This is a genomic window from Sulfurovum iocasae, from assembly GCF_047716765.1.
Lineage (GTDB): Bacteria > Campylobacterota > Campylobacteria > Campylobacterales > Sulfurovaceae > Sulfurovum.
This window is the reverse complement of the sequence record NZ_CP180410.1, coordinates 139,421-164,622: the sequence shown is the minus strand read 5'-3', so window position 1 is coordinate 164,622 and position 25,202 is coordinate 139,421. Positions and strand designations below refer to the sequence as shown.

Here is a 25,202-nt window from a genome sequence, read left to right as displayed (position 1 = left end):
TTACACGCCTCCTAACATATCACTATAACTTTTAGCATCCAGCAGTATATTTGCGGAGTCACCTAAAAAGTTTGAAACCATAAAAGGGGCTATCCCAATGGAGATCAGTAAAAATGCCAAAAGTACAAACACAACTTTTTGTGTTGAGCCTATAGTTAGGACTTCTCTTTTTTTGCCTTTGATGAACATGTATCCAGCAAGTTTGAAGTAGTAAACAGACTCTATTAAAGACCCTATAACAATGATCGCTAAGATCATGAACATTCCCTCGATTGCAAAGCTTTTTAGTACTAAAAACTTTCCTACAAATCCAACAAAAAGTGGTATACCTAGAAGAGAGAGCATTGCTATAAGCATAATGGCTCGCAGAAATGGTGAGTTTAACTCTTTTAGTGTCTCAATATGTATATTTTTATGCTCTTTTTGTATGGAAGTTAGCGCTAAAAAGATAATGAACTTTGCGATAGAGTGCGCTAAAACAATAAAAAGTGCTGCTTGAATGCCTTCTTTGTTTTGCATTGCAAAGGCTGTAAATATCAGTGCAATCTGGCCAAGAGACGAGTATGCAAAAAGTCGTTTTAAGTTTGTCTGTTTAAGACCAGCTATCTCTGCAACAAGCATACTGACAGCACCCAGATAAACTAAGAAAACTGAAAATTCCCCACTAGGTAAAAAGAGATACACTATGTGGAAGAACACAAAGAGATAGGCCTTAACAACGATCCCGCTAAAGAGTGCATTTACGAGTGCAGATGAACCTTGATATACATCTGTAACCCAAAAATTGAGAGGGAAGATCTCTACTTTAAAACCAAATCCAATGAGAAGTAAGATAGATATAAGCACTTTGATATTGTAGGGGAGTGCTTCAAAACTTTGAGATATGACCGCAAGGTTTAGAGAACCTACATTGATATAGATAAGCGCAATGGCAAAAACTAAAAATACAGAAGCAACAGCACCCGTTAAGAGGTACTTCAGTCCAGCTTCAAGAGCTGATGGCGTTTTTTTGTAGGCACTTAATATGTAGGCGGATATCCCTGTAATTTCAAAAAATACATAAATGTTAAAGATATCAGAACTCAGTACCAGCCCTATGCTTGAAGCTAAAAGCATATTTAAAAGTATGAAAAATTTAGTCTCATTTTCATAGGCATCTGTTTTCCTGTGGCTTAAGTAATAGAACGAAAACAGTGTTGTCAGAAATGTAAAAAGAGTTACAAAAAACAGTGAAGCCTTGTTTAGCACAAATGAAATACCAAGAGGTGGAGCTATTGAGATTATTTCCACATGAAAGTCTATGCTGCTTAATAAATCAAAAGCGAGGTAAAGCAAGAACATCTGCATAAGCATAGAAGTGTAAGCCACCCCATTTTTCCCAAACGTAGAGAGGATCGGTGTTGCAAACCCAAACAGTAAAGGCAGTGCTACAAAAAGAATACTACTCATTAATGCTTCATCTCATTCATCTCATCGATGTTGGTTTTGCCTGTAAGTTTATAGTACTCAATAGTAAAACTCACACCAAGAGCAAGCACTGCCATGCCAATAACAATAGCTGTAAGTATCATGGCATGAGGGACGGGATCGTTCATATTTGAAATATTTACGTGTGTATTGTCCAGTATGGGAGCTATGAAGTTTGTGTTAAATGTTAAACCGATGAAAAACAAAAAAAGTGAACTCTCCATAATGGCAATACTCATAAATATTTTAATAATATGTTTGCGCGTTAAAAGTCCAAAAAGCCCAACAAAAAAGAGAGCCATTGAACCAATAGTTACAATGATTTTGATAGCTTCCGGTTGATTTAGAAACTCAAACATCATTGCTTCTTTTAATTAAATTTTGAGCGATCATACTCATCTCACTTCCAACTTTTATACCAACTATCATGTAGATTATAGGAATAATACCACCACTGAGGAGCAACCCCGTTTGTGAAATATCATGAGGGAGAAAGTTGCCTAGAAATTTATCTAAAACAAGAAGTCCGATAAGCCCTATAAGGACATAAGAAACTCCGGCAAAAGTTTCAAGTGCAACGATCACAGCATGAGGAATTTCAAACTCTTTATGTGAGATAAGAAGAAGCAAAACACCACTTGCAATGATGACTCCTCCTTGAAAACCACCACCAGGACTTAAATGACCATAGATCATAACATATATGCCAAATAACATGATAATAGGAAAAAGTAGTCTTGAAGCAGTTTGTAACATGAAGTTACTTTCAGCTTTTATATCACATTTACTGTTTGAGTGAAGCATTAAGCCTACCCCCAAAGATGCAATAAATAAAACGGCAATCTCACCAAGCGTATCAAAGCCACGGAAGTAAACTACAACTGTTGTGACTGCATTTGCTACACCTTCATTTACATTGAGTTTCAGAAGTTCATTCCCTGCGGTTTGAATACTGTTTGGCATGTTTTGAAGCAGGATATTTAAGAGTGTTAAAATCAAAAGCCCACTCAGAGCAAAACCACTTAAGGTTGAAGTTGGAAGATCTCTTTTTAAACTCATGTGTTCTCGCCCAAGTGTTTGAGCGCCATTAAAAATATAAGCGAAGAGATCCCCGAGCCGATAACTGCTTCCGTGAGTGCAACATCAGGTGCTTTAAATATAAAAAACAGAACCACACTTCCAAGTCCGACACCCATCAGCAAGATAACAGAGTCAGCTAATTTTTTTTGAATGACGGCAGAAAATGCAACGATAACAATGCCTATAAAGGTCACTAAAATTATAAAGCCTATCATTTCTGTATCTCTTTGAGCTCATCTGATTCTAAAGTAGCACCATCTTTATGTGAGGCCCTAGCAATTACAGAGGAGGAGAGAGGATTTGTTAGGAGTATAAAAATAGCTAAAATTATCAATTTCAAAGCCCAAGACGGTTCAATACAAATAGCTCCAAAGATAACTAAAATAGTTCCAATAGTTGTAGTTTTAGTTCCCACATGCATGCGAGTGTAAACATCAGGCATTCTGACAAGCCCTATGGCACTCACTAAAAAAGCCATAATACCAAAGAAGATAAAAATATACCCTAAATATACTATCACTTATAAGCCTTTTTCTATGAATCGACCAAAAATAGTTGCACCTAAAAAACCAATAAGTCCAAAAACAAGGGCAATATCAAGGTATAAACTTCTTTGAAAGTAGAGAGCCAAAAGAACTAAAAGAGAGACCCCCATAATACTCATAACATCAAACGACACAACTCTGTCACTAAGAGTCGGTCCCTTTAGAAATCGGTAGAGTATTATTAGCATAGATAGCAGAAGCAAAAAGATTACTATATCAAACATTATTTTCTCATAATTAATTTAGATAAGTATGACTAAATACTCCTTAAATTACACAAATATCATTTGAAAAAGGAGTGGGATGATCACAACAAATAAGAATAAAAAAAAATACTTTAATCTTCGTAGCTTAAGGAAGGATATAGGTAAGGAATAACTCTAACTAACAAAGCTATCTAGATACAGTTGAAAGGAGCTTTGCGAAAACTAGTTTTACAATGACTTCTATCTCTTTTGTAGTGCCTTATTTTAATAGTCTTTAGTTGGTATAATTATACAATCTCATCTTAGGATATATAAAATTTCTTGTTATTAAAGATGCTTTAGATATCGTATATAAGTGGATTGTGAGTGGTGGAGCATAACTCTACCAAACTATGTTAAAAAGTAACGGTATTTAAGGGATTTATAGTTTTGTAATTAAAAAATGACTACTTAAATAACTACCATTTCTTTTGTGGTTATGTTTTATTATGTGTTTTTATTGTATCGTACACTTCCTCCAGTCTCTCCATATCCCAAGGTACTGTGACCCTGTAAACCGGTATCTGTTTGGCCATTTCTGTGAAAAATTCGAATCGTTCCTGTTTCATGAAATTGAAATTAATAAAACTGCTGTAGTGAAAGGCTTTGAACTTTTCAATTCCTTTGAGTTCAGTGATCTCCACTGCCGCATCCGGATCGCTCTTTTCGAGGAGATAGACTGCATGAAGAGGTTTTGATTTGGTTGCAAAGTTTTCGACAGGGTAGCCAAGCGTTTCAAGTTCCCGGTAAGGTCTGTGAAAAGGATAGGAGGAGATCGCATAATAGATATTACCACGTTTCTCGATTGCCATAGAGTCATCGCAGAGCATGGTATGCCCCTGTCGGATGAAGTAGTCGGTCAGCGTGGATTTTCCACCAAAGGAGGAAGCGGAGAAGAGTACCGGTTTGCCCCCTATCTCCACCGAACCGACATGCAGGATACGGTAGGTTCGTTCCAGTTCCAGGACAATAGGAAAAAAAGTATGAAATACCCAGAAACGCAGCCGTTGCGCGGTAAAGTCATCTCCTTTTCTATAAAAGATCTTCCGTTCTTTGGCATCCCAAACCAGCGTCACCACCCCCTTGATCTCCAAAGCCCATGAGAATTTCTCATCGGCTTCTTCAAAAGGGATGCTGCTACGGTATTGTACTTCCTGTCCGGATGTCGGAAGCCAGGCACTTTTCAGAGGAAATGTTTTAAACAGGGGATAACCTGCCTCTTCAATAATAAAAATGGTCTCCAACGCATCATTTTGGATCTCATCTCGAAGTTCTGGTTCATTTCGGAAAATGAGATTATGGTTGAAAATGATCATAGAATGACTCCACGGAAGATTGGGCAAGATTTATGAAGACAGAGCAGCATCGCTGCTCTGATGCTGGCAGTGACAACTACTTTATTGGTTTCCCGGGTTTGCCAAGTTTGCCGGGTTTTACAGATTCAATAAGCTCAACAGGTTTTTTCGTTTCAATAACCGCTGATGGTACATGTTTTGTATATGTCCCTATGCCCCATCGAAATTCTCTGACGTTGCTGCCATTCATGTTAAACGTATAAGTTTGAAGTTTACCATCTACAACGACTGGCATCTTCTCTCCGGTTGCGGTATCTTCCACCCACATCCTCTCAAGGAACGAATCTATGACGAGCTCCTCTTTCTTTTTAGGCTTCTTGCCGCCCCAGCTTGTGCTGACCACGTTGAGCCCTTCCCACCTGAGAGTGACATCGCTATTCGTAGCGCTGGTTTTGACCTGAAATATCCATTCATCTTCATTGTAAGCATCCGGGTGGTGATAATCACTGCTATAATCTCCCGCATCGTCACCCCACTCAGGATGAGGAAAAACGATGGTAAGATAAATTTCACCAAAAGGTGCCAGCTCGATAAGGTCATGGCTGTCTTTTCCTGCACTGCTGTCATAAAGCTGCCCCAGTACATTCCCACGATCTCGCATTTGCTCTGAAGGTACTTCAGCGATCAATCGCATATACCACTCCTGCTCTACTGTTGTACTCTCTTTTTTTTCAGCAAAAGCGTTGGTACCAAGCATCATCAATGATGCAAACAGCAGGGCCCAACCCCATTGTCTATTATTTTTTTTCATTGTTTTCTCCTCTCTTACGTGCCCGGTGGCGGTGGTGGTGAACTAAGTACACTGTTGGCCGGGATCAAAATCTTCACGATACTGCCTGTGGCGCCGCCGAGGACTTTCACCCAGAATCCCTCATGTGAATGGAGGTTGCCTTGCATACCCGGAGTAGTATCGTCGTAGGCATCATAGCCGTTGCCGTTCCATTTCCAGATGGTTTTGGAGACATACCTCTCCTGCTCTGCCCGTGACGGAGAGTAGGATGAGCCATCGACCGTAAAGCGGACACCGCCCCAGATGCGTTCAGTATTGGCCGGGAAGCCAACAAGGTTATACTTGAACTCCTCCTCTGCACTTGCCGGTGTCTCAAGTGTGTACTCGAAACACCCTTCAGGGTCAGAACAGCCTGTAATTACCGGGAACTGCGTCAGTGTTCCCGTGGTGTCCCAGTAACTGTTATCGATGCTCATTATCCAGTACCCGCGCCCATGCGACATCACACTGCTAAGGTCAAGGCGCGCATAGTAACCGCCTGCTTCGTTACGTTCGAAGACGACCCAGCGGTAGTAATAGTCGTTCGGATCAAGCGTATCACCGAAGATCTCTTCGACGGTATCGGTCGTGCCGGTGTCACACGGCAGACCGATCATCGTCCAGCGATCCGCGATGATCGGACCGGCGAAGCCGCACTCAAAGCGGTTCAGGTAGGCCGATCCGCTGGCACTGCCGCCATCGTCATCGTAAGACGCGCCCACCACTGCTGTATCGCCTGAGAGGGCGACGGAGTAACCAAATTGATCATAGTCCCCCGCGTCGGAGGCGGTCAGCTTCGCCTGCTGGCTCCATACTATACCCGAACGGGTAAAGACATAGGCAGATCCCATGTCGTTGTTGTAACGCGCGCCCACCACTGCCGTATCGCCTGAGAGGGAAACGGAGCAACCGAACTGACCGCCCAGCACGTCGGAGGGGGTCAGCTTCGCCTGCTGGCTCCATACTATACCCGAACGGGTAAAGACATAGGCAGATCCGCTGTTGTTGCCGCCATCGTCATCCATACGCGCCCCCACCACTGCCGTATCGCCTGAGAGGGAAACGGAGTAACCGAACTGATCAAGGGCCGCCGTGTCAGAGGCGGTCAGCTTCGCCTGCTGGTCCCACACTGTGCCGGAGCGGAAAAAGACATAGGCTGAACCGTTGTTTTGCTCAGGATCGTGATCATCGTAATTCGCCCCTACCACTGCCGTATCGCCCGAAAGGGCAACGGACCAGCCGAAGTTGTCACTGAGCGCCGCATCGGAGGCGGTTAGCTTCGCCTGCTGGCTCCAGGCTGCGCCGGAACGGGTAAAGACGTAGGTGGATCCTCTAGCCTCATTATCACCGTACGCCCCTATCAGTGCTGTATCACCCAAGAAGGCAACGGAGCAGCCAAAGTAAGCACCACCCGCCGTGTCGGAGGCGGTCAGCTTCGCCTGCTGGCTCCAGACTGTGCCCGAGCGGGTAAAGACGTAAGCTGCACCGTTGTCTTGGTCAGGACTATTATCCTTGCTGTCCGCCCCCACCACTGCCGTATCGCCCGAGAGGGAAACGGAGTGACCGAACTGATCACCGGCCGCCGTGTCGGAGGCGGTCAGCTTCGCCTGCTGGCTCCAGACTGTGCCCGAGTGGGTAAAGACGTAAGCTGCACCGTTGTCTAGGTCAGGACTATTATCATTGCTGTCCGCCCCCACCACTGCCGTATCGCCCGAAAGGGAGACAGAGTAGCCGAAGTTGTCACCGGCCGTCGGGAGTGTGGCGGTCAGTTTGGCTGTTTCATTCATGTCTATCCAGCTTGTGCCTGGTTTTTCGAAGACGTAGGCTGATCCGCTAAGGGAGCCAGCGTCGGCATTGCCGTACGCCCCCACCACTGCCGTGTCGCCCGAAAGGGCAACGGAGTAGCCGAAGCTGTCATCGCGCGCCACGTCGGAGGCGCTCAGCTTCGCCTGCTGGCTCCAGGCTGTGCCCGAACGGGTAAAGACGTAGGCTGATCCTCCATCGTCATTGCCTGTCGCCCCTATCAGCGCTGTATCGCTCAAGATGGCAACGGAGCCACCAAATTGGTCACCGGGCGCCGGGAGTGTAGCGGTCAGCTTCGCCTGCTGGCTCCAGATTGTGCCCGAACGGAAAAAGACGTAGACTGATCCGCTAAACGCGCCCCCATCGTCATCGTAACGCGCCCCCACCACTGCCGTATCACCCGAGAGGGAAACGGACCAGCCGAACTGATTACCGGCCGCCGCATCGGAAGCGGTCAGTTTGATTGTTTCAGTCATATTTCCCCACTCTGGATCTGGCTTTTCAAAGACATAGGCTGATCCGCTATCAGTGCCGTTGTCATCATCGCCGTACGCCCCTACCACTGCTGTATCGCCCGAAAGGGCAACGGAGTAGCCGAAATAGTCACCACCCGCCGCATCGGAGGCGGTCAGCTTCCCCAGCGGACTCCAGACTGTGCCGGAGCGGGTAAAGACGTAAGCTGCACCGCTCTCTTCGGCCTCAGGACCCTTATCCTTGTTGTGCGCTCCCACCACTGCCGTATCACCCGAAAGGGCAACGGAGTAGCCGAACTCGTCATTGGCCGCCGCGTCGGAGGCGGTCAGCTTCGCCTGCTGGTTCCAATATGTGGCCGTACGGGTAAAGACATAGGCAGATCCGCTATCCGTGCCGTTGTCGTCATCGCCGTATGCCCCCACAAGTGCCGTATCGCCTGAGAGGGAAACGGAATGACCGAAGTATTTACCGGACGTCGCATCGGAAGGGATCAGCTTTGCCTGCGTTACCCAGCCCGCCGCCGTTTCAACCATTACATAAGCCGATCCGCTGACGCCACCACCGTACGCCCCCACCACTGCCGTATCGCCCGAGAGGGCGACGGAGTAGCCGAAGTAGTCGAAGGCCGCCGCGTCAGAGGTCACCCCGATAATCTTTGTCTCGGTCGCAAATATCGGGTCTACCGTTACCGGCCACTGCGCCCCTTTGGCATCGACCCTGATCTGCAGGGTCTTGTCCAAAAGCGCCAGCCGTGCCGGAAGCGTCTTGCCGGTGGCATCGAAAGCTTTCAGTTTTTCATAATCAAAAGCGTGGTTTTTCTCTTTGTAAAAGGCAATGCTCTGCCCTTCGTTTTTCCATTTCGCGTTCACGTCGCCGGAAAAACCAAGAGAGAGGACCAACTCTTTTTTATCATCATACCCTTTGGGCTGTTTCAGGGTAAAGCCCTGTTCCAGTCCTTTGGCGTCATTGATGTACCATTCGCTGAGAGTACCTCTGTCAAAAGTGGCTTTATTGCCTTTTGTGCTCAGTTTGGCTTTTTGAACAGGCTGAAGGTTTTTTTCCTGCCCGTAAGCCTGAAGCTGCATTGCAAATTCCCAGCTGCCGGTTTTAAGCTTCAACCCCTTTTCGCCGTAGCGGATGCCATAGCGGCTTTTCGGGTTATACGCCTTGTAGGCATACCCCCCTTTTTCATCCTTGTTCACTTCAACCGCGTGACGCGCTTCGCTGAAAGCTTGCCACAACCCTTTGGGCATCGGCTCACCGCTGCTTGTCACCTGAGGTGTCTGTGCTGCTGCCATAGCTGAAAGGGCCAATACCCCGAGCAACCATCTGATCTTACTAAATGTATGCATAACTTTATCTCCTTTTTCGTTACTATTCTCTTTGTGACCACGTCGACGACTGATTCTCCGGTCCTGGTGGGTCCGGTGGGTACGGAAGAGAACCTTCTGCTCTAGCATTCTTCGGATTAGCCAACAATGGACCCAACACTATCAACTTTGGTGCGTCATAGAATACTTTTTTCATCAAAGAACGACGACTCTCATTTTTGAGGTTCTCATCAACTCTTTTGTTTTTTCTAGACTTTTTCATTTACTTTACGCCCCCCCCCTTTTAGTTTATTATAGATTAATAAAGTTTAAATAAATATTAAGGATTGAGATAATAGAGCTTCAAAAAGTATATAAAAGTGGGTTCAAATTTGCATTAAGTCCAGAATAGTCATTTTCTAAAATTACTACAAATATTACTACTATCGATTAGACTACCTTGGTTACTAAAAGTGCTTCAAGTATCTATTTTAAGGTGTTTGAATAGGTCTTTTAGGTGAAGTTAAATTGTGGATTGGTGGAGAATAACGGGATCGAACCGTCGACCTCTTCGCTGCCAGCGAAGCGCTCTCCCAGCTGAGCTAATTCCCCATAAGTTGGAAGACGTGGATTTTATCATAAGATGGATATAATATACCCATCTTATCATTTTTATGAACGTTCTGTTACTTCAAGAAGATGGTAACCAAATTGTGTTTTCACAGGACCATGTACCACACCTACCTCATCATTGAAAACCACTTTATCAAACTCCGGTACCATTTGTCCTTGACCAAATGTTCCAAGCTCTCCACCTCTTGCACCTGATGGACACGTTGAGTTCTCTTTTGCCGCTTGTTCAAAAGTGATTTTACCTGAATTGATCTTCTCTTTTAATTCATTACATAACGCTTCATCGTTTACTAATATATGTCTTGCTGATGCTGTCATTTTTATTCCTTTAATTATTTTCTATTTATTTAGCATTGAAAAAATACTGTTGTGCTTCTTTTTTCTCTGCAAAAGGAGAGACAGTTACTCTCTCATCTCCAACTTCGACATCATAGCTCTCTTCTGCTGAACTTCTTGCATAAGTTATGGCTAATTTTGCAGCCAAAGCTCTGTCTTCACTGCTTGCATCTGCACTCAAAAGCGAAAAAGGACCACCTATAGGTAATTTAATGGTGATATACTTATCACTCTGGATAGCTTGCAAACCTTCATTATCTTCTTTGTCACGTCCTACTGCAAGTTTTGCACCATCAGGAAGCCTGAAATGACGACCAAATTTGAGTAGTTCTATATCTTCTACCTCAAAGGTATCAAAAGAGATAAACTCCTTAATACGATCAGAATAATGAGATTCTGTCAACAGACAACCACCACCTGGAGACTCATAATCTTCCCAGCCATATGCTTCTGCCATAGCTAACTGTCGTTCACGGCTGCGTCCGGAAATATCAAGCAGTTTTTCTCTATCGATCCATCCTTCCAGCTCTGGAGTAGTCTCCTCCATCAACTTTGCAGACATCGGACGGACGATGAGCTTTTCCTCTTTATCATCCGCCAATTTAGCAACCTGCTTCATCGCATCATGGCGCTGACTCATAGGACGTTGACCTATCACTTCACCTGTAAAGATAAACGATGCTCCTAACTCTGGCATCATCGCTTTGGCTATCTTGAACATATACCCATGACAATCGATACAGGGATTAAAGTTTTTTCCATAACCGTGCACGGGGTCAAAGAGGATATTTTGAATATACTCTTCGCGTACATCTACTATCTTGAACTCTGCACCTGCCATCTCAGCACGCTGCTTCATGACTTCACTAACATCTTTTGTGCCACCAAAACCTATTTTGATATGCAGGGCAATCACCTCTATACCTTGATCAACCATAAGCTTGATAGCGATCATACTGTCAAGTCCTCCACTAAACATTGCTAAAGCGCGTCTTTTACCAGTTTGTGTCATAAGCTACCAACTCTCCTCGTTTTAATCTTGGAATTATATCTGTTTTTATTTTACGTATCAAAAAACTTTTTTTTGCAAAAGGGATGCTTGTATCTGCTACGATATTTTTAAGTTTTATATCATAATGTTTGATGAGAAAATTACGCAGTACATCTTGCAATTCTTTTTCACTCATCACCTGCAGACTCTCATCTACAGCTAAACCCATAAGGTGAGGATTTTCCCTCTCCCCGTTGATCAGTGCAGAAAAAAGTGCTGCGTAACCACCGAACATATTTACATCGATCACATCAAGTACACTATCTATAAGGTCCGGTTTTTCTAAAAGTGTTTTTAGGATGCTCAATTGTGCCACATCATCTCTTTTTTGGCTAAAACTCTCTTTTGCTCTGCTGGGCTGTGTTTGTCCGCCAAAAAGTACAGGTGACACCCCTAAAAGTGTAGCCGCCATAGGAATGTACGCATCTTTGATGATCTGGCTTAAGCCCTCTAAGAACTGTTTGGCTGCACCGAATGCTGCTTCTTTGGCACGCGGGTCATTCAGATCATAAGCATAAATGATCTTCTCTAATACAAAAGGGATGAGTGGTTTGGCTTCACGAAGCAATTTTGCCACTGCTTCACTCTGACCTTTGGCTATGAGATCCGCAGGATCCTGTCCATCAGGAAAAAGTACAACACCCCCGTCAAAATTGGCTACAGATAACATCTGTGCAGCTTTAAGTGCGGCAGCTACCCCCGCTTTATCACCATCATAGGCTAAGATGATCTTAGGATCACCCTTCCTAAGCAGTGGTAGATGTTCTGGAGTAAGTGCTGTACCCATACTTGCCACAGCTTCTGTAAACCCGGCCTGATGAAACATCACCACATCAAGATACCCTTCACATACAATGAGCTTTTTATTTTTATAAATACTCTCTTTTGCCAAGTCATAGCCATAGAGCAGACGTGATTTATTGAAGAGTTTTGTTTGAGGGGAGTTGATGTACTTTGCGGGATGGTTGGTAATGGTACGACCACCAAAACCTACCGCAGCACCACTCGTAGAGAAGATAGGAAAAGTAATACGCTCTACCAAACGAGCATAATACCCGCCACCCTCACCTTGAGCAATGATCCCTGCATCTACTGCTTTAGGCAGAGGCAAAAGAGCAGAATTTAAGAAATGCATGACAGAAGCACCATCGGGTACATATCCTATACCAAATCGCTGAATGGAACTTTGAGCGATACCCCTGTCTAAAAGATACTGTTTCGCAGTTGGGTTATTTTCCAAGTTTTTTACATACCAGGTCTGTATGGATTCAAGTACACGTTTGGCATCAGAGTAATCAGAACTACCTTTGGTATATGCCAGTGAAAAATTATACATGGAAGCGAGTTTTTCGATGGCTTCAGGATAAGAGAGTTTTTCAAGTTCCATTACAAACTTGATGCTGTCACCCCCTACACCACAGCCAAAACAGTGATATATCTGCTTGCTTGGGCTCACTACAAAGCTAGGGGTTTTTTCTCCATGAAATGGACAATTTGCTTTATAATTTGCCCCTGATTTACGCAGTTCTATAAAGTTGCCTATTACATCTACAATATCAATGCTGTTTTTTAGAGATTCTATCGAAGCGTTATCTATCATAATAGAATTATATCTAATTAGATATAATTGTAGGACGGAAAATGAGCAAAGCCCATTTTTCCTACGCTAACGCTGTATTTTCTTCAGCAGAAAGCTCACGCGACTAGTCGCTTTTCTAAGAAATACTAGCTTTCTAAGGACTATTTTGGAACAAATCTTACCTGCTTATAATGACCCACTTTTTAGTATCTTGCTTATTATCATTATTAGCCTCATTATTGCACTCGCTACCTATGGTTGGGGACTCTATAGACAACAAAAAGAGCAAGGAAACCTACTTAAATTTTTAGATAAATTTGAGAGTACCGAGTGTGCCCTTGACACCACGGATATGCCCTTTGAACCTCATATGCTTAAGCCTCTTACTTTACTTGCTAAAGCTTTTGAAAACTCAGGAGAATACCATAAATCTATCAATATTTATCTCTATTTGATCAAAAATATCTCTGATGATCTAGGAAAACTTGAACTCATGGAAAGACTGGGGAATACCTATCTTCATGCAGGATTTTTGGAACGTGCCAGATCTATCTATGCAGAGATCTTACGCAAAAAACCCCGTAATATAAAAGTACTTTATGAACTGGGTGTCGTATATGAGATGATGCACAAATATGATAAAGCAAAAGAAGTGATAGAACCATTAGAGATGCTTGGAGAAGAGACGCATGCCCTTACAAAATTTCTTGAACTCTCTGAAATAAAATCCAGTAAAACGATCTCTATAGAAGAAAAGGTAAAAAAACTCCATAAAATTCTAGACGCAGAACCTACACTTTATAGAGAAATAGTAAATACTATGCTGCAACTGGATACAAGAGTAGCATGGGAGATCATTGATCCTAAGCGCCTGAAAGAGGTAATGGATATCCTCTGGTTCTTACCGAATTCACAACTCGATTTAGATACAATTACATCCAATACACAACTAAACACACTCTACTATGCCAAAGGATATTTACAAAAACCAATTGTTGAAAGTGGTATCTTTAGTCTTGACATGTTAGCCACCGCAAGAAAGAGTGGATTTGAGCAGGGAGATCTGCTTTTTTCATACCTGTGTAAAAAATGTAAACAGAGTTTCCCTGTCTCCTTTAGACGATGTCCAAATTGTATGGCGATAAACTCTGTAGAAGTTGAGGAAAAAATTGCAAAATCAAGCCCGAAAACAGATTACTCTCTACTCTGACGGTTCTAGTCTAGGCAACCCGGGACCAGGCGGTTATGGCGGCATACTGGAGTTTAAAGGAAAGCGTAAAGAGTACTTTGGTGGTGATATCCATACCACAAACAACCGTATGGAGCTTCAAGGTGTCATCGAGGGGCTCAAGCTTCTCAAAGAACCTTGTGACGTAGAGGTGATATCTGACAGCTCTTACGTAGTAAAAGCGATCAATGAATGGTTAGCAGGATGGGTACGTAAAAACTTTGCCAAAGTAAAAAATGTAGACTTATGGGAAGCCTATCTTGATGCTGCAAAGCCACATAATGTTCACGGTACTTGGGTCAGGGGGCACAATGGACATCCGGAAAATGAACGCTGTGATGAACTTGCACGAAACGAAGCAGAAAGAATAAAATCAACGTTATAACAGCATAAAATCGTACTAGTACGATGAGCCTTCTGCTGAAGACAAGCATTAAAATGCAGTCCAAGTGAGGCACTAAATGCCGAATCGGAAAGCACAGTGCTAACGTAGTTATTTGAACTTTGTTCAAATAGCGTCCAAATTAGTAAAAAAGGAATTAGACAATGAACGATTACAGTCAACTCGAAAAGCGACTGAACTATACATTTAAGAACAAGCAATTGATTATTGAGGCTTTGACACACAAAAGTGACAAAAAGCCTTACAATAATGAGCGGCTTGAGTTTTTAGGAGATGCAGTACTCGACCTTATCGTAGGAGAGTATCTTTTTTCTAAATTTTCCAACTCGAACGAAGGCATACTTTCAAAAATACGTGCTTCTCTTGTCAACGAGAGTGGGTTTACACTTTTAGCACGAAAGATCAACCTGGGAGAATATATCTTCCTCTCCATGGCAGAAGAGAACAACAACGGGAGAAATAAACCCTCTCTACTCTCTAATGCTTTTGAGGCTGTGATCGGTGCTATTTACCTAGAAGCCGGGCTGAGTGTTACAAAAGAAATTTCTGTCAAACTGTTGGAAGAGTGTCATCCTAAAATAGATCTGCAATCTTTGTCAAAAGATTACAAGACTGCCCTTCAGGAGTTGACACAGGCAACACATGGAGTCACTCCCCTTTATGAGATGCTAGGTTCCTCCGGACCCGATCATAAAAAAGAGTTTGAGATCGCTGTGATACTGGATGAAAAAACGATCGCCACGGCAAGAGGAAAAAGTAAAAAAGAAGCACAGCAAAAAGCAGCGCAAATTGCATTGGAGGCATTAAAGTCATGAATACCTTTGGAAAAAAACTGACACTGACCACATTTGGTGAATCGCATGGTAAAGCCTTAGGGTGTATCCTTGATGGTGTACCCGCAGGACTTCATATAGATGAAGCATTCATCCAGTCTGAACTGGATCGTAGAAAGCCAGGGAAGAGCAAACTTGAAACCGGGCGCAAGGAAGATGATAAATTTGAGATCCTCTCTGGTACTTTTGAAGGTCTAAGTACCGGCACTCCCATCGCAATGGTGATCTTCAATACTAATCAAAAGTCTAAAGACTATGACAATGTCAAAGACCTCTTTCGTCCGGGACATGCTGACTTTACCTACTTCCACAAGTATGGACTAAGAGACTACCGTGGAGGTGGACGAAGTTCTGCCAGAGAAACAGCTGCCAGAGTGGCAGGTGGTGCCATAGCCAAACTGATGTTAAAAGAGTTAGGTGTTTCTATACAAAGTGGGCTTTGTGAAGTAGATGGGATCAAAGGTGAAGTACAAGATTTTGAACATGCAAAAAGTTCTAAAATGTATGCCCTTGACCCCAATATGGAAGCAGCACAAGAAGCCGCTATCTTAACAGCAAAAGAGAATCATGATTCCGTTGGTGGTGTAGTCTTGACCACTGCCACAGGTGTACCCATAGGTCTAGGTGAGCCCCTCTACTACAAACTTGATGCTATTTTGGCTGAAGCAATGATGGGCATCAATGCAGCCAAAGCTGTAGAGATAGGTGACGGTGTAGCAAGTACACACCTCAAGGGAAGTGAAAATAATGATGAGATCACCTTAAACGGTTTCAAAAGTAATCACTCCGGTGGAATGTTAGGCGGTATCAGCAATGGTGATACTATCATCGTGAAAACACACTTTAAACCTACCCCTTCCATCTTTCAAGAACAAGATACTATTACAACACATGATGAAGAGGTAAAATGTAACTTAAAAGGGCGGCATGATCCTTGTGTTGCTCTGCGTGGTGCTGTAGTATGTGAAGCCATGATGGCACTGACACTTGCCGATATGACACTGCTTAATATGGGTAAAAAGATGGCACATCTAAAAAATATTTATAAAGGTTAATGATATGAAGAAATCAGGATTTGGTATTATTGGACTTATATTAGTTGCAGCACTCTATTATTTTACAGCAGGTTCTGCTCAAATTACTGAAGAGATGAAAAAGCAAGTCAATGACGAATTGACAACGTTACAACAAAATGGTTTTGGGATAAATGATAGAGAGATTAAAGAGACAGAAGAACATTTTGTACTTAGTTTTGATGAACCTGCTAAGATCATAAGCTACTTAAGTTCTCAGGGTGCAGAGGTAACGCAGGAAGATATTCTTGCATTTAAAGGGTTGAAGATAGGAGTAGATGCAAAATATCTTAATGACAGCTATAGTGCGCTTTCTTTAGATATCTACCCTGTAGGACTTCCTGAAAGTATGCTGCAAGAGATAGAGGAAGAGGATAAAACAGCACTTGAACGTATTAAAAAGATGATGGCAGACAAAACACTGCTTGTACATCTTGACTTTAACAAACTGCTCACAGGTTTTAAAGGACATATAAAAGATATCAATGAAACATTTGAGGAAGAAGAAAAAATAACATTTATTAGTCAAGATTTCAAATTTGAGGGAGACATAGAAGATGAAAAGGTAAAGACTGTTAGGCAAACACTTAAACTTTTCTCTGTAGAGGCAGATAAAGAGCTTACTATGAAACTTTCAGACTTTACATCCAACTATACACTCTCCGGTCCATCTCCTTATGACTCTAAGTCTGGATACTCTATTGGGCAGATTGAACTCCAGGGAGAATCAGAATTCTCAATGCTCATGAAAGATCTGAATGTCAATGCTGTGAGTTCTGTCAAAAATGATCTTCTAAAGAGTTCTATCAGCACAGAAACAGGGCTAATAGAACTTACTGAAGCTCAAAAAAAATATAAGATGAATGATATACTCTTTGATTTCAATATTGACAACCTTGACATCGTTTCATTTGAAGCACTTCAAGGTGTGGATGTCAATGATGAAAAAGCCATTAATGCACTTACGCAGAAGATACTCTCTAAGGGCATCACCATAAATATTCCAAATTTTTCTGTTAAAAAGATAGCAGAAAACGGGAAAATTATGGATGGTTTCATGCTCAGTTCTGCTTTATCAATTGATAAATCATTTGATATCAATGCAGTCTCTCAAGATCCATTAGCAGTACTTAATGCTCTGAGCAGTAAGACAAACATCTCTGTCTCAAACGAACTCTTTGCTCGTATTGCACAAGAACCAAGAGCAATGATGGTATTGATGCTCTTACCACCTGTTGAAAAAGAGGGTAAAAAAATCTATGAGATTGAATTTATCAAAGGGAAAATAACAGTCAATGGGGCTTCACTCTAAACTAAAAGAGCGTTGGTTCATCAACGCCTTTTACTCTAAACGTTTTTCGATGTACCTTGCATCTATTATACTTTACTATCGCTTCTATATGGGCTTTAGTGCCATACCCTTTATGTTTTTCAAATCCATATCTGGGGTACTTTTTAGCCATCTCTATCATCTCTCTGTCTCGTGTCACTTTAGCCAAGATACTCGCTGCACTCACTTGGGCTATTTTATCATCTGCTTTAACCATGGTTGTAATGTTGTCAACCCCAAAAGTACTGTTTCCATCGAAAAGATACTCAACATCAGGTAAATGTTTCTGTATACTTTTCAAACCTCGATGTAAACACTTGGAGATTCCCATTTCATCCACATCTTGTGCAGAAAAAGAGACGATATGATAGTCAGAATTCTCAATCACAAGCGGGTAAAGTGCTTCACGCTTTTTCTCAGTCAACTTCTTAGAGTCCATCAATCCTTCAACAGGATTTTTCAACACTACTCCAGCCATGACAAGAGAACCCGCCAATGGACCACGCCCTGCTTCATCTATGCCACATAATGGTTTTTTCTTCATTTTTATTACCTGTATATATTATCTATCTCTAATCCTATCTGTATCTCAAAGAAAAAGAGAGCCTAGCCTATCAAAAAAATATGAGGCAAGTATTGTAACACGTCAGTACCTTACACTTTCTTCTTTCCGGTTCGGTTTCTTCTTTGTTGTAATACAAAGAAGAAAGGGAATAAAGAGAAATCATATACAACAAGAAAGTTTATTCACTCTTTAAAAGTAAAAGAAACTCCTCCCCATACCGTTCAAATTTCACTTCCCCTATCCCATGCACATCAAGCATCTCCTGCTTACTTTGCGGCAATTTCACACTCAAATCCTTCAATGTTTTATCTGAAAACACTATATACGGAGGAATATTATTGGCAGTAGCTATCTCTGTTCTGAGATCACGAAGTTTATCAAACATTTCAGCGTCATAATCATCAAAATAGGTCACTTTCTTTTTCTTCTCTGCTTTTTGTACAGTGAGTCTCTCTTTTTTGAGCTCAATGGTATGTGCCCCTTTGATGACTTCTACCCCAAATGCTGTCAACTTGTAAACCTTAAACTCCCCTATCTCTACTGCACCTAACTCAAGCAGTTTATCTCCTATGGTGAGCCATTGACTTTTCGAGTACTCATCTCCTATACCATAAACAGAAAGCGTATCATGTCCATTTGCTAAAACCCTCTGCTCTTTACTCCCTTTGAGTACATCTATTACATAGTGCAGACCAAAGTTCTGTTCTGTACGTAAAATAGTTGAAAGAAGCATACGTGCTGCTGTGGTGATGTCTATCTTTTCACTTGCAGGTGCTGTACAGTTGTCACACTTGTCAATACAAGCTTCAATACGGTCATCAAAATATGCGGCAATACTTTGATGGCGACAGTTCTCAGAGTTGGCAAAACGTACCATACTGTCAAGTTTGTTAAATGCGTGCTGTTTGTAAGGAGATTCGGGCAGATCTTCTATGAACATTTTTTGTTGCACGATATCCTGTGCTGAAAAAAGCAAGAGTGTTTCAGCCTCCAGTCCATCTCTTCCGGCACGTCCTATCTCCTGATAGAAGTTTTCCAATGTCTTTGGCATTGTCATATGTACCACAAAACGAATATTACTCTTATCTATTCCCATTCCAAAAGCGATGGTTGCTACGACTATCTGTACTTTGTCTGCAACAAAATCTGCATAAGTTCTGTTTTTCTCTTCTGTTGGTAAGCCTGCATGATACGCTTTGGCTTCTATACCTTTGGTTTGCAAAAAGTGTGCTACAGCTTCTGTAGATTTCCGTGAAAGTGTATAGATGATGCCTGATTCATCTGTGTGTTGTTTCAAAAACTCCATCAACTGTGCACGTCCATCTTTGATGCGGTGCCTTGCATTGATAGTCAAGTTTTCACGAAACAGAGAACCTCTTACACGCTTTGGATTTACCAGTCCTAAATTTGAAGCGATGTCACTCTCCACTGCATGTGTTGCTGTCGCTGTAAATGCTGATATGGGAGTGGTTGAAAACTGCTCTTTAAGCAAAGAGAGTCGTCTATAGTTTTCCCTGAACTCATGTCCCCATTCACTCACACAGTGTGCTTCATCGATGACAAAGAAGTTGATAGGAAGTTGATGTAAAAGATTTAAAAAATACCCATTGGTCAAGCGTTCAGGTGCCACATAAAGAAGTTTTATCTCACCCCTTCTCAACTGCTCTTCTATCTGCTGACTCTCTTCCATATTTTGCATAGAAGAGAGCATTGCTGCAGAGATGCCATTGGCTCTGAGAGCAACAACCTGGTCATGCATGAGTGCCAGCAGAGGAGAAACAACTACAGTGATCCCCTCCATTAAAAGCGTAGGAAGCTGATAACAAAGTGATTTACCGCCACCGGTAGGCAGTATCATCAATACATCTTGCTTTTCCAAGATAGCATCTACCACTTCCTCCTGTAAAGGCCGAAAAGAGCTGTGTCCAAAATAGTGTTCAAGGGTTTCTAATTTATTCATAGTAGAAGTGTAGCGTGTTGAGAGAAAAGAGCTAATTAATATGTCAAATTGTCATGTTTTTAAACATGGCAATTAAAATTGTGCCCTGACCGAAGGGAGGAAATGCCCTTGGGATGCATATTTTTAATGAAATTTGTACCCAACACCCCACACAGGATGAAAATAATTTTGTTCATTTTGCGGATCTATCTTATTTTTCAGACGGTTAATGGCTACATTCACAGCATTGTCATTCACACCATCACCATCGGATCCCCACGCTTCATCACGAAGAAAATCTCTTGTCAATGGCTTGTCAATATGTTTCATAAAGGTATGCAAGAGATTAAATTCAAGATTTGTGAGTGGAATGATCTCCTCAGCAATGTAGAGATCGTTTTTTATCAAATCTATAGTAAGCAGCTTATACTTAATACGTTCTTGTCTCATTAAAAAACCTGAACGCTTAAGCAGTGCTTTGACTCTGAGTGTTAACTCTTTTGGGCTAAAAGGTTTACTCATATAGTCATCACCACCACGCTCATACCCCTCTTCGAGCTCAGACTCTTTATCTTTGGCAGTAAGAAAAATAACAGGGATATCATACCCGATTTCACGCAAGTAGGCAACAAACTCACTCCCTTCCATCCCTGGAAGGTTGCGGTCAACTATCATTAATGAAGGATTTTCTTCTTCAAGGAATTGCTCCACGTTTTCCGTAGACAAAAAACCTGTAGCAGAGTAGCCCTCTTTTTCCAGATGGTACTCGATCAATTCTAAAATATCTTCTTCATCTTCAATAACGATGATCTCTATATTCTCATTTTGCATGCGTGCATTATAACATACACACTAAGGCGGTCTCCTTTAAAGCTTTCCACCTATTCGGGCAAAGATAATACGTGAAGATATACTTTCCAATCTATCGATGACCTTTAAATTTTTACGAATATATTTTAAAAGATTAAAGTACTCTTCTGCTACTGTATGTGAGCTACCCATCTTATGGATCAACTCTTTTTCCAGCAGTGAATAGATATCATCTGTTTTACTGTACTCTACCTCTATTTTAGTTGCTAATGCTTGGATCTTATCTTTGTCATCAAAAGTTTGAAGCATTTCAAGTATAGCATCAAAAGCATTGAGTGTGCATCGGTTAATGCTCAAAGAGTCTTTAATGACCTTATGGACTGCAGGGTTGTTTTCTGTTACCAGTCCTTGCATATTTTTAATATAATTGTTAATGTTTGTACGGATACGATTAAGTGCTGAAGTCACCTTAAGATAAGAGACCATCTCTCTAAGATCCCGTGCTTCCGGGCTAAACTTTGCAAATATTAAAACAATATCATTGTCTATCTTTTCTGTAGTACCAGAAATCATTTTAAGTGATTTTCGTGCTTGCTCCAATCCTTGTACATCAGCAGACTCGAGAGCCTGCAATGCCAACTTATTCGCGATAGAGAGGTTTGTAACCACCTCTACAACTGTATCTCTTACTTTGTGTCTTGCTTCATTATATCCTGCTAACATATTTTCTCCTATTGTTATTCTTCTTAACCAAATCTACCGGTTATATAATCTTCTGTCAACTTCTTTGAAGGGTTTAAGAAAATCTTATCAGTCTTATCATACTCTGCCAAATCGCCCAGGTACATAAATGCAGTGTAGTCACTAAGACGGCTTGCCTGTTGCATATTATGCGTTACTATAACCACTGAGAGCTCTTCTTTGAGTTCTGTGATGAGCTCTTCTATGGCTCCTGTTGAGATAGGGTCAAGGGCAGAAGTCGGTTCATCAAACAAAAGCACTCTTGGCTTAAGCGCCACTGCTCTGGCAATACAGAGTCTCTGCTGCTGTCCACCACTCAGACCCAAAGCACTCTCTCTCAGTCTATCTTTGGTCTCTTTCCAAATAGCAGCCCCTTTAAGTGCTTTTTCTACACGACCTTCGAGTTCACTCTTATTTTTAATACCTGAAAGTCTCAGTCCATAAGCAACATTATCAAAAATACTCATAGGGAAAGGGGTAGGCTTTTGAAAGATCATTCCAACTTCCTGACGAAGTTTGATGAAGTCATTCTCTTTTTTGAGATCTAAGATATTTTCCTTACTCCCGTCTGCTCTATAGAGGTTAATTTTGCCTTCATACTTATTTCCTGAGTAAAGGTCATGTATACGGTTCATCGCTCTAAGCAGTGTGGATTTACCACAACCACTGGGACCTATCATCGCAGTGATCTTATTCTCCAGTACAGGAAGATTGATCTTTTTCAATGAAGGCTCTTCTGCACCTGAATACGTAAATGAAAAATCTTTAATTTCCATTACCAAGTTATCTTTTGCCATACTAAAATCCTTACTTTTTATTTCTTATTGCATATCGACCGATCAGATTGATACACAGTACGATCATTGTTAATATAAATGAAGCTGCCCAAGCTAACTCTCTACTTGCAGAATCCGGATACGTTGCAAGGTTGTAAATACTTACGGTGAGTGACGGGAACTGCTCTGTCAAGTCCATCGTAAAGAACTGGTTATTGGCTGAAGTAAAGAGCAGTGGAGCCGTTTCGCCGATGATCCTTGCAAAGGAAAGTAATACACCTGTGGTAATACCCACTTTAGCTGCCTTTACTACTATTTGCATGATGATCTTATGTTTACTCCCACCAAGTGCCGTCCCTGCTTCTCGAAGCTCCGTAGGTACAAGAGACAACATATTGTCCGTCGTTGAGATGATGATAGGTATCATCATGATAGCCAGTGCAATGATACCTGCCCAACCATTGTACCCGCCAAACGGGTCTACAAACAATGCAAAAACAAAAACACCGATAACGATGGAAGGTGCTGACATCATTACATCAGAAAGATTTCGTATCACGGAAGCCAGCTTAGAGCCATGACCATACTCTCTGAGGTAAATACCTGCCATCATACCTAAAGGTACAGCCACAGCAGATGCCATAAGCGCCATGGTGAACTGTCCAACAAGCAAGTTTCTTATGCCCCCTTCTACAAGGTCATTGATAAAAGTACTCCAGTGGATACTGGTGATACCCTTATAACTAAGTGTTGCCAGTATCCAAAAAAGAAAACCTATCCCGATCACTGCTGAGAGTGTTGAGAGTGCTAAAATAATTTTATTGAGGATTAATCTATTCATCTATTTAACCTTTTCATTATTTCGTTTTTAATCATTTTTCTTTTCGACCAAGAAAATAAAACTTTGCTATAGAGATGATGAAGAAACTCACCACAAACAAAATAAGTGCCAAGAAGTACATACTGCTCATCTCCAGATCTTGTGCTTCAGCAAAGTTGTTCGCCAAGAGTACAGGTATAGAAGTCGTAGGATCAGTGATACTTCCAGGTATACTCATCACTGAACCTATGAGGAATGCTACTGCCATTGTCTCACCCAGAGCCCTGCCAAGCGCCAAGATAATAGAACCGATGATCCCGCCTTTAGCGTAAGGCATAATGACATCTTTGATCACTTCGAACTTTGTTGCACCCATTGCATAGGCTGACTCTTTCAGTACCAGTGGTGTCGTATTCATAGCATCTCTACTGATAGCTGCCATAAAAGGGATGATCATGATCGCAAGCACAATACCCGCAGTAAGTAACCCAACACCATTCCCTCCAATGACTGATTGCACAATAGGCGCAAAGTAAAAAAGCCCCCACATACCATAGATGATACTTGGAATAGCTGCAAGCAATTCAATTGCGATTGAGACAGGTTTCCCGATGGCATCTGAAGCGATCTCCGTTAGAAAGATAGCGATTCCCATCGCCAAAGGTACTGCGATAGCCATGGCGATAAGTGTACTAAGCAACGTACCGATGATAGGTACATACCCACCAAAGATACCGCCTTCATCATCTTCATCTGCTTCCCAGGTCTCATTGAAAAGGAAGTCAAATCCAAACTCATGCATAGCTTCTTGCGCATACGTAAAGAGTATTGCAAAGATACCTACAAGAAGAAAAAAGGAGAGTGTTGCGGATAAAAAAGAAAAGTTTCTGAAGAGTTTACCACCCATGATTTACCTTCGTTATTATTTGAGATTAATTGAGGGGGATTGTAGTAAAAGTTGGTAACATTTTAATTACAGAGTAGATATATTGCAGTTGCAGCATGGGTTGGAAAACCCACGCTACATTATTTATTTGATCTTTTTAGCTTCCCAGTATTTTCTGATCTCATCTTTCGTAGATGCCGGAAGTGGTACATAACCAAGTTCTGCTGCCGCTTTATCTCCATTTGTATATGCCCAGTCGATGAATGCTGTTACTTTTTTGTTCATCTCTGTTTTCTCTGTTGGAAGCAAGATAAATGTCGCCGCTACAATAGGATACGATGTTGCACCTGCCGGGTCACCGATCACTGCGTAGAAATCATTATCAGCTGTCCATGTTGCATATTTTGCTGCATCTTGGAATGATGGTACTGTCGGGTTGATGAATTTACCCTCTTTGTTCTCTACCTGTGCTGCCGGAAGACCTAATTTGATCTTATATGAGTACTCAATATAACCGATAGAGTTTTTGATCTGTTGGATATTTGCTGATACACCTGAGTTAGATTTACCTGCAACGACTTTGTAAGCTTTCCAAGTTGGTTTTTTACTTACTTTGAACTCTGGGTTGATCTTATTTAGGAAGTATGTAAAGTTAAATGTTGTACCAGACTTATCTGCTCTAACACAAGTAGTGATAGGCTCATGTGGAAGTTTAAGACCTGCGTTATCTTTAGTAATAACAGCATCATCCCAGAAGCTTGCTTTACCTGTAAAGATCGCATCTACTGCTGCACGACTCAACCTAAGTTCACCATCTTTTACACCATCAATGTTATATGAAAGTACGATAGACCCTACAACCGATGGGAACATATGCAGTTTTGCTTTTTGAAGTTTATCCGCTTTAAGTGGTTTGTCTGAACCTGCAAAATCAACCATTCTTTTTTTGATAGATTTGATACCATCACCGGAACCTGTTGGGGTATAGTTCACTTTGTTACCTGTAGCTGCGAAATACTCAGAAGTCCAAGCTTTATATACAGGTCCAGGGAATGATGCCCCTCTACCTTTAAGATCGGCTGCATTTACCGATGTAAGTGCTACTGAAGCTGCTACTGCTGCTGTAAGAATTGTTCTCAATGTCATATTGT

At 41.8% G+C, this 25,202-nt stretch carries 26 protein-coding genes and 1 tRNA gene; 5 read left to right on the top strand and 22 right to left on the bottom strand.

Annotated elements, in window-relative coordinates:
- From ACLHDG_RS00875 to dnaG, 14 genes are all read right to left on the bottom strand, one after another.
- A complete protein-coding gene (locus tag ACLHDG_RS00875) occupies nucleotides 1-1,449 on the bottom strand; it encodes a complex I subunit 5 family protein (RefSeq protein WP_415407108.1) in 1,449 nt (482 codons plus the stop codon).
- The gene (locus ACLHDG_RS00870; protein WP_415407107.1) at nucleotides 1,449-1,826 is read right to left on the bottom strand and encodes a sodium:proton antiporter; all 378 of its coding nucleotides are present in this window, start codon (nucleotides 1,824-1,826) and stop codon (nucleotides 1,449-1,451) included. The genes ACLHDG_RS00875 and ACLHDG_RS00870 overlap by 1 nt, the downstream gene beginning before the upstream one ends.
- Nucleotides 1,819-2,526 carry a hydrogen gas-evolving membrane-bound hydrogenase subunit E gene (mbhE, locus tag ACLHDG_RS00865; protein ID WP_415407106.1) on the bottom strand — a complete coding sequence of 236 codons (708 nt, stop codon included), beginning with the start codon at nucleotides 2,524-2,526 and terminating at the stop codon, nucleotides 1,819-1,821. Before mbhE ends, ACLHDG_RS00870 begins: the two co-directional genes overlap by 8 nt.
- Complete coding sequence (locus ACLHDG_RS00860; protein ID WP_415407105.1) at nucleotides 2,523-2,762, bottom strand: Na(+)/H(+) antiporter subunit B; 240 nt, start codon at nucleotides 2,760-2,762, stop codon at nucleotides 2,523-2,525. Before ACLHDG_RS00860 ends, mbhE begins: the two co-directional genes overlap by 4 nt.
- Complete coding sequence (mnhG, locus tag ACLHDG_RS00855; protein ID WP_415407104.1) at nucleotides 2,759-3,067, bottom strand: monovalent cation/H(+) antiporter subunit G; 309 nt, start codon at nucleotides 3,065-3,067, stop codon at nucleotides 2,759-2,761. Before mnhG ends, ACLHDG_RS00860 begins: the two co-directional genes overlap by 4 nt.
- Nucleotides 3,068-3,316 (bottom strand): monovalent cation/H+ antiporter complex subunit F, encoded by a 249-nt coding sequence (locus ACLHDG_RS00850; RefSeq protein WP_415407103.1) that lies wholly within the window; start codon nucleotides 3,314-3,316, stop codon nucleotides 3,068-3,070.
- A 458-nt stretch (nucleotides 3,317-3,774) separates the two neighbouring features.
- On the bottom strand, nucleotides 3,775-4,653 hold the full coding sequence (locus tag ACLHDG_RS00845; RefSeq protein ID WP_415407102.1) for a hypothetical protein: 879 nt from the start codon (nucleotides 4,651-4,653) through the stop codon (nucleotides 3,775-3,777).
- 76 nt (nucleotides 4,654-4,729) lie between these two features.
- A complete protein-coding gene (locus ACLHDG_RS00840) occupies nucleotides 4,730-5,389 on the bottom strand; it encodes a hypothetical protein (protein ID WP_415407101.1) in 660 nt (219 codons plus the stop codon).
- A 68-nt stretch (nucleotides 5,390-5,457) separates the two neighbouring features.
- Entirely contained in the window at nucleotides 5,458-9,090 is a 3,633-nt protein-coding gene (locus tag ACLHDG_RS00835; RefSeq protein WP_415407100.1) for an FG-GAP repeat protein, read from the bottom strand.
- 22 nt (nucleotides 9,091-9,112) lie between these two features.
- Nucleotides 9,113-9,331, bottom strand: a complete 219-nt coding sequence (locus ACLHDG_RS00830) for a hypothetical protein (RefSeq protein WP_415407099.1) — start codon at nucleotides 9,329-9,331, stop codon at nucleotides 9,113-9,115.
- A 253-nt stretch (nucleotides 9,332-9,584) separates the two neighbouring features.
- Nucleotides 9,585-9,660 (bottom strand) — tRNA-Ala (locus ACLHDG_RS00825).
- A gap of 60 nt (nucleotides 9,661-9,720) precedes the next feature.
- Nucleotides 9,721-9,999, bottom strand: a complete 279-nt coding sequence (locus tag ACLHDG_RS00820) for a peptidylprolyl isomerase (RefSeq protein WP_415407098.1) — start codon at nucleotides 9,997-9,999, stop codon at nucleotides 9,721-9,723.
- A gap of 25 nt (nucleotides 10,000-10,024) precedes the next feature.
- Nucleotides 10,025-11,029 (bottom strand): argininosuccinate synthase domain-containing protein, encoded by a 1,005-nt coding sequence (locus ACLHDG_RS00815; RefSeq protein ID WP_415407097.1) that lies wholly within the window; start codon nucleotides 11,027-11,029, stop codon nucleotides 10,025-10,027.
- Complete coding sequence (dnaG, locus tag ACLHDG_RS00810; protein ID WP_415407096.1) at nucleotides 11,013-12,668, bottom strand: DNA primase; 1,656 nt, start codon at nucleotides 12,666-12,668, stop codon at nucleotides 11,013-11,015. Before dnaG ends, ACLHDG_RS00815 begins: the two co-directional genes overlap by 17 nt.
- A 145-nt stretch (nucleotides 12,669-12,813) precedes the next feature.
- On the opposite strand from dnaG, the gene ACLHDG_RS00805 reads away from it, so the two are divergent.
- The 5 genes from ACLHDG_RS00805 (at nucleotide 12,814) to ACLHDG_RS00785 (ending at nucleotide 17,496) form a co-directional block, all read left to right on the top strand.
- Nucleotides 12,814-13,857, top strand: a complete 1,044-nt coding sequence (locus ACLHDG_RS00805) for a tetratricopeptide repeat protein (RefSeq protein WP_415407095.1) — start codon at nucleotides 12,814-12,816, stop codon at nucleotides 13,855-13,857.
- Nucleotides 13,817-14,260, top strand: coding sequence for a ribonuclease HI (gene rnhA, locus ACLHDG_RS00800; protein WP_415407094.1), 444 nt, complete (start codon nucleotides 13,817-13,819; stop codon nucleotides 14,258-14,260). The genes ACLHDG_RS00805 and rnhA overlap by 41 nt, the downstream gene beginning before the upstream one ends.
- A gap of 161 nt (nucleotides 14,261-14,421) precedes the next feature.
- Entirely contained in the window at nucleotides 14,422-15,093 is a 672-nt protein-coding gene (gene rnc, locus ACLHDG_RS00795; protein WP_415407093.1) for a ribonuclease III, read from the top strand.
- Nucleotides 15,090-16,166, top strand: coding sequence for a chorismate synthase (aroC, locus tag ACLHDG_RS00790; protein WP_415407092.1), 1,077 nt, complete (start codon nucleotides 15,090-15,092; stop codon nucleotides 16,164-16,166). The genes rnc and aroC overlap by 4 nt, the downstream gene beginning before the upstream one ends.
- A 4-nt stretch (nucleotides 16,167-16,170) precedes the next feature.
- Nucleotides 16,171-17,496 (top strand): hypothetical protein, encoded by a 1,326-nt coding sequence (locus ACLHDG_RS00785; protein ID WP_415407091.1) that lies wholly within the window; start codon nucleotides 16,171-16,173, stop codon nucleotides 17,494-17,496.
- Nucleotide 17,497: 1 nt separating this feature from the next.
- On the opposite strand, the gene ACLHDG_RS00780 is transcribed toward ACLHDG_RS00785, so the two are convergent.
- The 8 genes from ACLHDG_RS00780 to pstS form a co-directional block, all read right to left on the bottom strand.
- On the bottom strand, nucleotides 17,498-18,058 hold the full coding sequence (locus ACLHDG_RS00780) for a ribonuclease HII (RefSeq protein ID WP_415407090.1): 561 nt from the start codon (nucleotides 18,056-18,058) through the stop codon (nucleotides 17,498-17,500).
- A 199-nt stretch (nucleotides 18,059-18,257) separates the two neighbouring features.
- Nucleotides 18,258-20,039, bottom strand: coding sequence for a DNA helicase RecQ (gene recQ, locus ACLHDG_RS00775; protein WP_415407089.1), 1,782 nt, complete (start codon nucleotides 20,037-20,039; stop codon nucleotides 18,258-18,260).
- A 123-nt stretch (nucleotides 20,040-20,162) separates the two neighbouring features.
- Nucleotides 20,163-20,849 carry a response regulator transcription factor gene (locus ACLHDG_RS00770; protein WP_415407088.1) on the bottom strand — a complete coding sequence of 229 codons (687 nt, stop codon included), beginning with the start codon at nucleotides 20,847-20,849 and terminating at the stop codon, nucleotides 20,163-20,165.
- 36 nt (nucleotides 20,850-20,885) lie between these two features.
- Nucleotides 20,886-21,551 (bottom strand): PhoU domain-containing protein, encoded by a 666-nt coding sequence (locus ACLHDG_RS00765; RefSeq protein WP_415407087.1) that lies wholly within the window; start codon nucleotides 21,549-21,551, stop codon nucleotides 20,886-20,888.
- Nucleotides 21,552-21,574: 23 nt separating this feature from the next.
- A complete protein-coding gene (pstB, locus tag ACLHDG_RS00760) occupies nucleotides 21,575-22,366 on the bottom strand; it encodes a phosphate ABC transporter ATP-binding protein PstB (RefSeq protein WP_415407086.1) in 792 nt (263 codons plus the stop codon).
- Nucleotides 22,367-22,376: 10 nt separating this feature from the next.
- On the bottom strand, nucleotides 22,377-23,186 hold the full coding sequence (gene pstA, locus ACLHDG_RS00755; RefSeq protein WP_415407085.1) for a phosphate ABC transporter permease PstA: 810 nt from the start codon (nucleotides 23,184-23,186) through the stop codon (nucleotides 22,377-22,379).
- Nucleotides 23,187-23,217: 31 nt separating this feature from the next.
- On the bottom strand, nucleotides 23,218-24,072 hold the full coding sequence (gene pstC, locus ACLHDG_RS00750) for a phosphate ABC transporter permease subunit PstC (RefSeq protein WP_415407084.1): 855 nt from the start codon (nucleotides 24,070-24,072) through the stop codon (nucleotides 23,218-23,220).
- 123 nt (nucleotides 24,073-24,195) lie between these two features.
- Entirely contained in the window at nucleotides 24,196-25,197 is a 1,002-nt protein-coding gene (gene pstS, locus ACLHDG_RS00745) for a phosphate ABC transporter substrate-binding protein PstS (protein ID WP_415407083.1), read from the bottom strand.
- Nucleotides 25,198-25,202 lie beyond the last annotated feature (5 nt).

What these genes read in the sequence shown, in the direction of transcription:
- ACLHDG_RS00770 (WP_415407088.1), bottom strand. Translation starts at nt 20,849, where the DNA reads ATGCAAAATGAGAATATAGAGATCATCGTTATTGAAGATGAAGAAGAT.
- ACLHDG_RS00875 (WP_415407108.1), bottom strand. Translation starts at nt 1,449, where the DNA reads ATGAGTAGTATTCTTTTTGTAGCACTGCCTTTACTGTTTGGGTTTGCA.
- rnc (WP_415407093.1), top strand. Translation starts at nt 14,422, where the DNA reads ATGAACGATTACAGTCAACTCGAAAAGCGACTGAACTATACATTTAAG.
- ACLHDG_RS00840 (WP_415407101.1), bottom strand. Translation starts at nt 5,389, where the DNA reads ATGCTTGGTACCAACGCTTTTGCTGAAAAAAAAGAGAGTACAACAGTA.
- ACLHDG_RS00845 (WP_415407102.1), bottom strand. Translation starts at nt 4,653, where the DNA reads ATGATCATTTTCAACCATAATCTCATTTTCCGAAATGAACCAGAACTT.
- ACLHDG_RS00820 (WP_415407098.1), bottom strand. Translation starts at nt 9,999, where the DNA reads ATGACAGCATCAGCAAGACATATATTAGTAAACGATGAAGCGTTATGT.
- pstA (WP_415407085.1), bottom strand. Translation starts at nt 23,186, where the DNA reads ATGAATAGATTAATCCTCAATAAAATTATTTTAGCACTCTCAACACTC.
- ACLHDG_RS00850 (WP_415407103.1), bottom strand. Translation starts at nt 3,316, where the DNA reads ATGTTTGATATAGTAATCTTTTTGCTTCTGCTATCTATGCTAATAATA.
- ACLHDG_RS00765 (WP_415407087.1), bottom strand. Translation starts at nt 21,551, where the DNA reads ATGTTAGCAGGATATAATGAAGCAAGACACAAAGTAAGAGATACAGTT.
- pstB (WP_415407086.1), bottom strand. Translation starts at nt 22,366, where the DNA reads ATGGCAAAAGATAACTTGGTAATGGAAATTAAAGATTTTTCATTTACG.
- ACLHDG_RS00870 (WP_415407107.1), bottom strand. Translation starts at nt 1,826, where the DNA reads ATGTTTGAGTTTCTAAATCAACCGGAAGCTATCAAAATCATTGTAACT.
- dnaG (WP_415407096.1), bottom strand. Translation starts at nt 12,668, where the DNA reads ATGATAGATAACGCTTCGATAGAATCTCTAAAAAACAGCATTGATATT.
- ACLHDG_RS00785 (WP_415407091.1), top strand. Translation starts at nt 16,171, where the DNA reads ATGAAGAAATCAGGATTTGGTATTATTGGACTTATATTAGTTGCAGCA.
- ACLHDG_RS00815 (WP_415407097.1), bottom strand. Translation starts at nt 11,029, where the DNA reads ATGACACAAACTGGTAAAAGACGCGCTTTAGCAATGTTTAGTGGAGGA.
- pstS (WP_415407083.1), bottom strand. Translation starts at nt 25,197, where the DNA reads ATGACATTGAGAACAATTCTTACAGCAGCAGTAGCAGCTTCAGTAGCA.
- recQ (WP_415407089.1), bottom strand. Translation starts at nt 20,039, where the DNA reads ATGAATAAATTAGAAACCCTTGAACACTATTTTGGACACAGCTCTTTT.
- ACLHDG_RS00830 (WP_415407099.1), bottom strand. Translation starts at nt 9,331, where the DNA reads ATGAAAAAGTCTAGAAAAAACAAAAGAGTTGATGAGAACCTCAAAAAT.
- pstC (WP_415407084.1), bottom strand. Translation starts at nt 24,072, where the DNA reads ATGGGTGGTAAACTCTTCAGAAACTTTTCTTTTTTATCCGCAACACTC.
- ACLHDG_RS00780 (WP_415407090.1), bottom strand. Translation starts at nt 18,058, where the DNA reads ATGAAGAAAAAACCATTATGTGGCATAGATGAAGCAGGGCGTGGTCCA.
- ACLHDG_RS00860 (WP_415407105.1), bottom strand. Translation starts at nt 2,762, where the DNA reads ATGATAGGCTTTATAATTTTAGTGACCTTTATAGGCATTGTTATCGTT.
- ACLHDG_RS00835 (WP_415407100.1), bottom strand. Translation starts at nt 9,090, where the DNA reads ATGCATACATTTAGTAAGATCAGATGGTTGCTCGGGGTATTGGCCCTT.
- mbhE (WP_415407106.1), bottom strand. Translation starts at nt 2,526, where the DNA reads ATGAGTTTAAAAAGAGATCTTCCAACTTCAACCTTAAGTGGTTTTGCT.
- aroC (WP_415407092.1), top strand. Translation starts at nt 15,090, where the DNA reads ATGAATACCTTTGGAAAAAAACTGACACTGACCACATTTGGTGAATCG.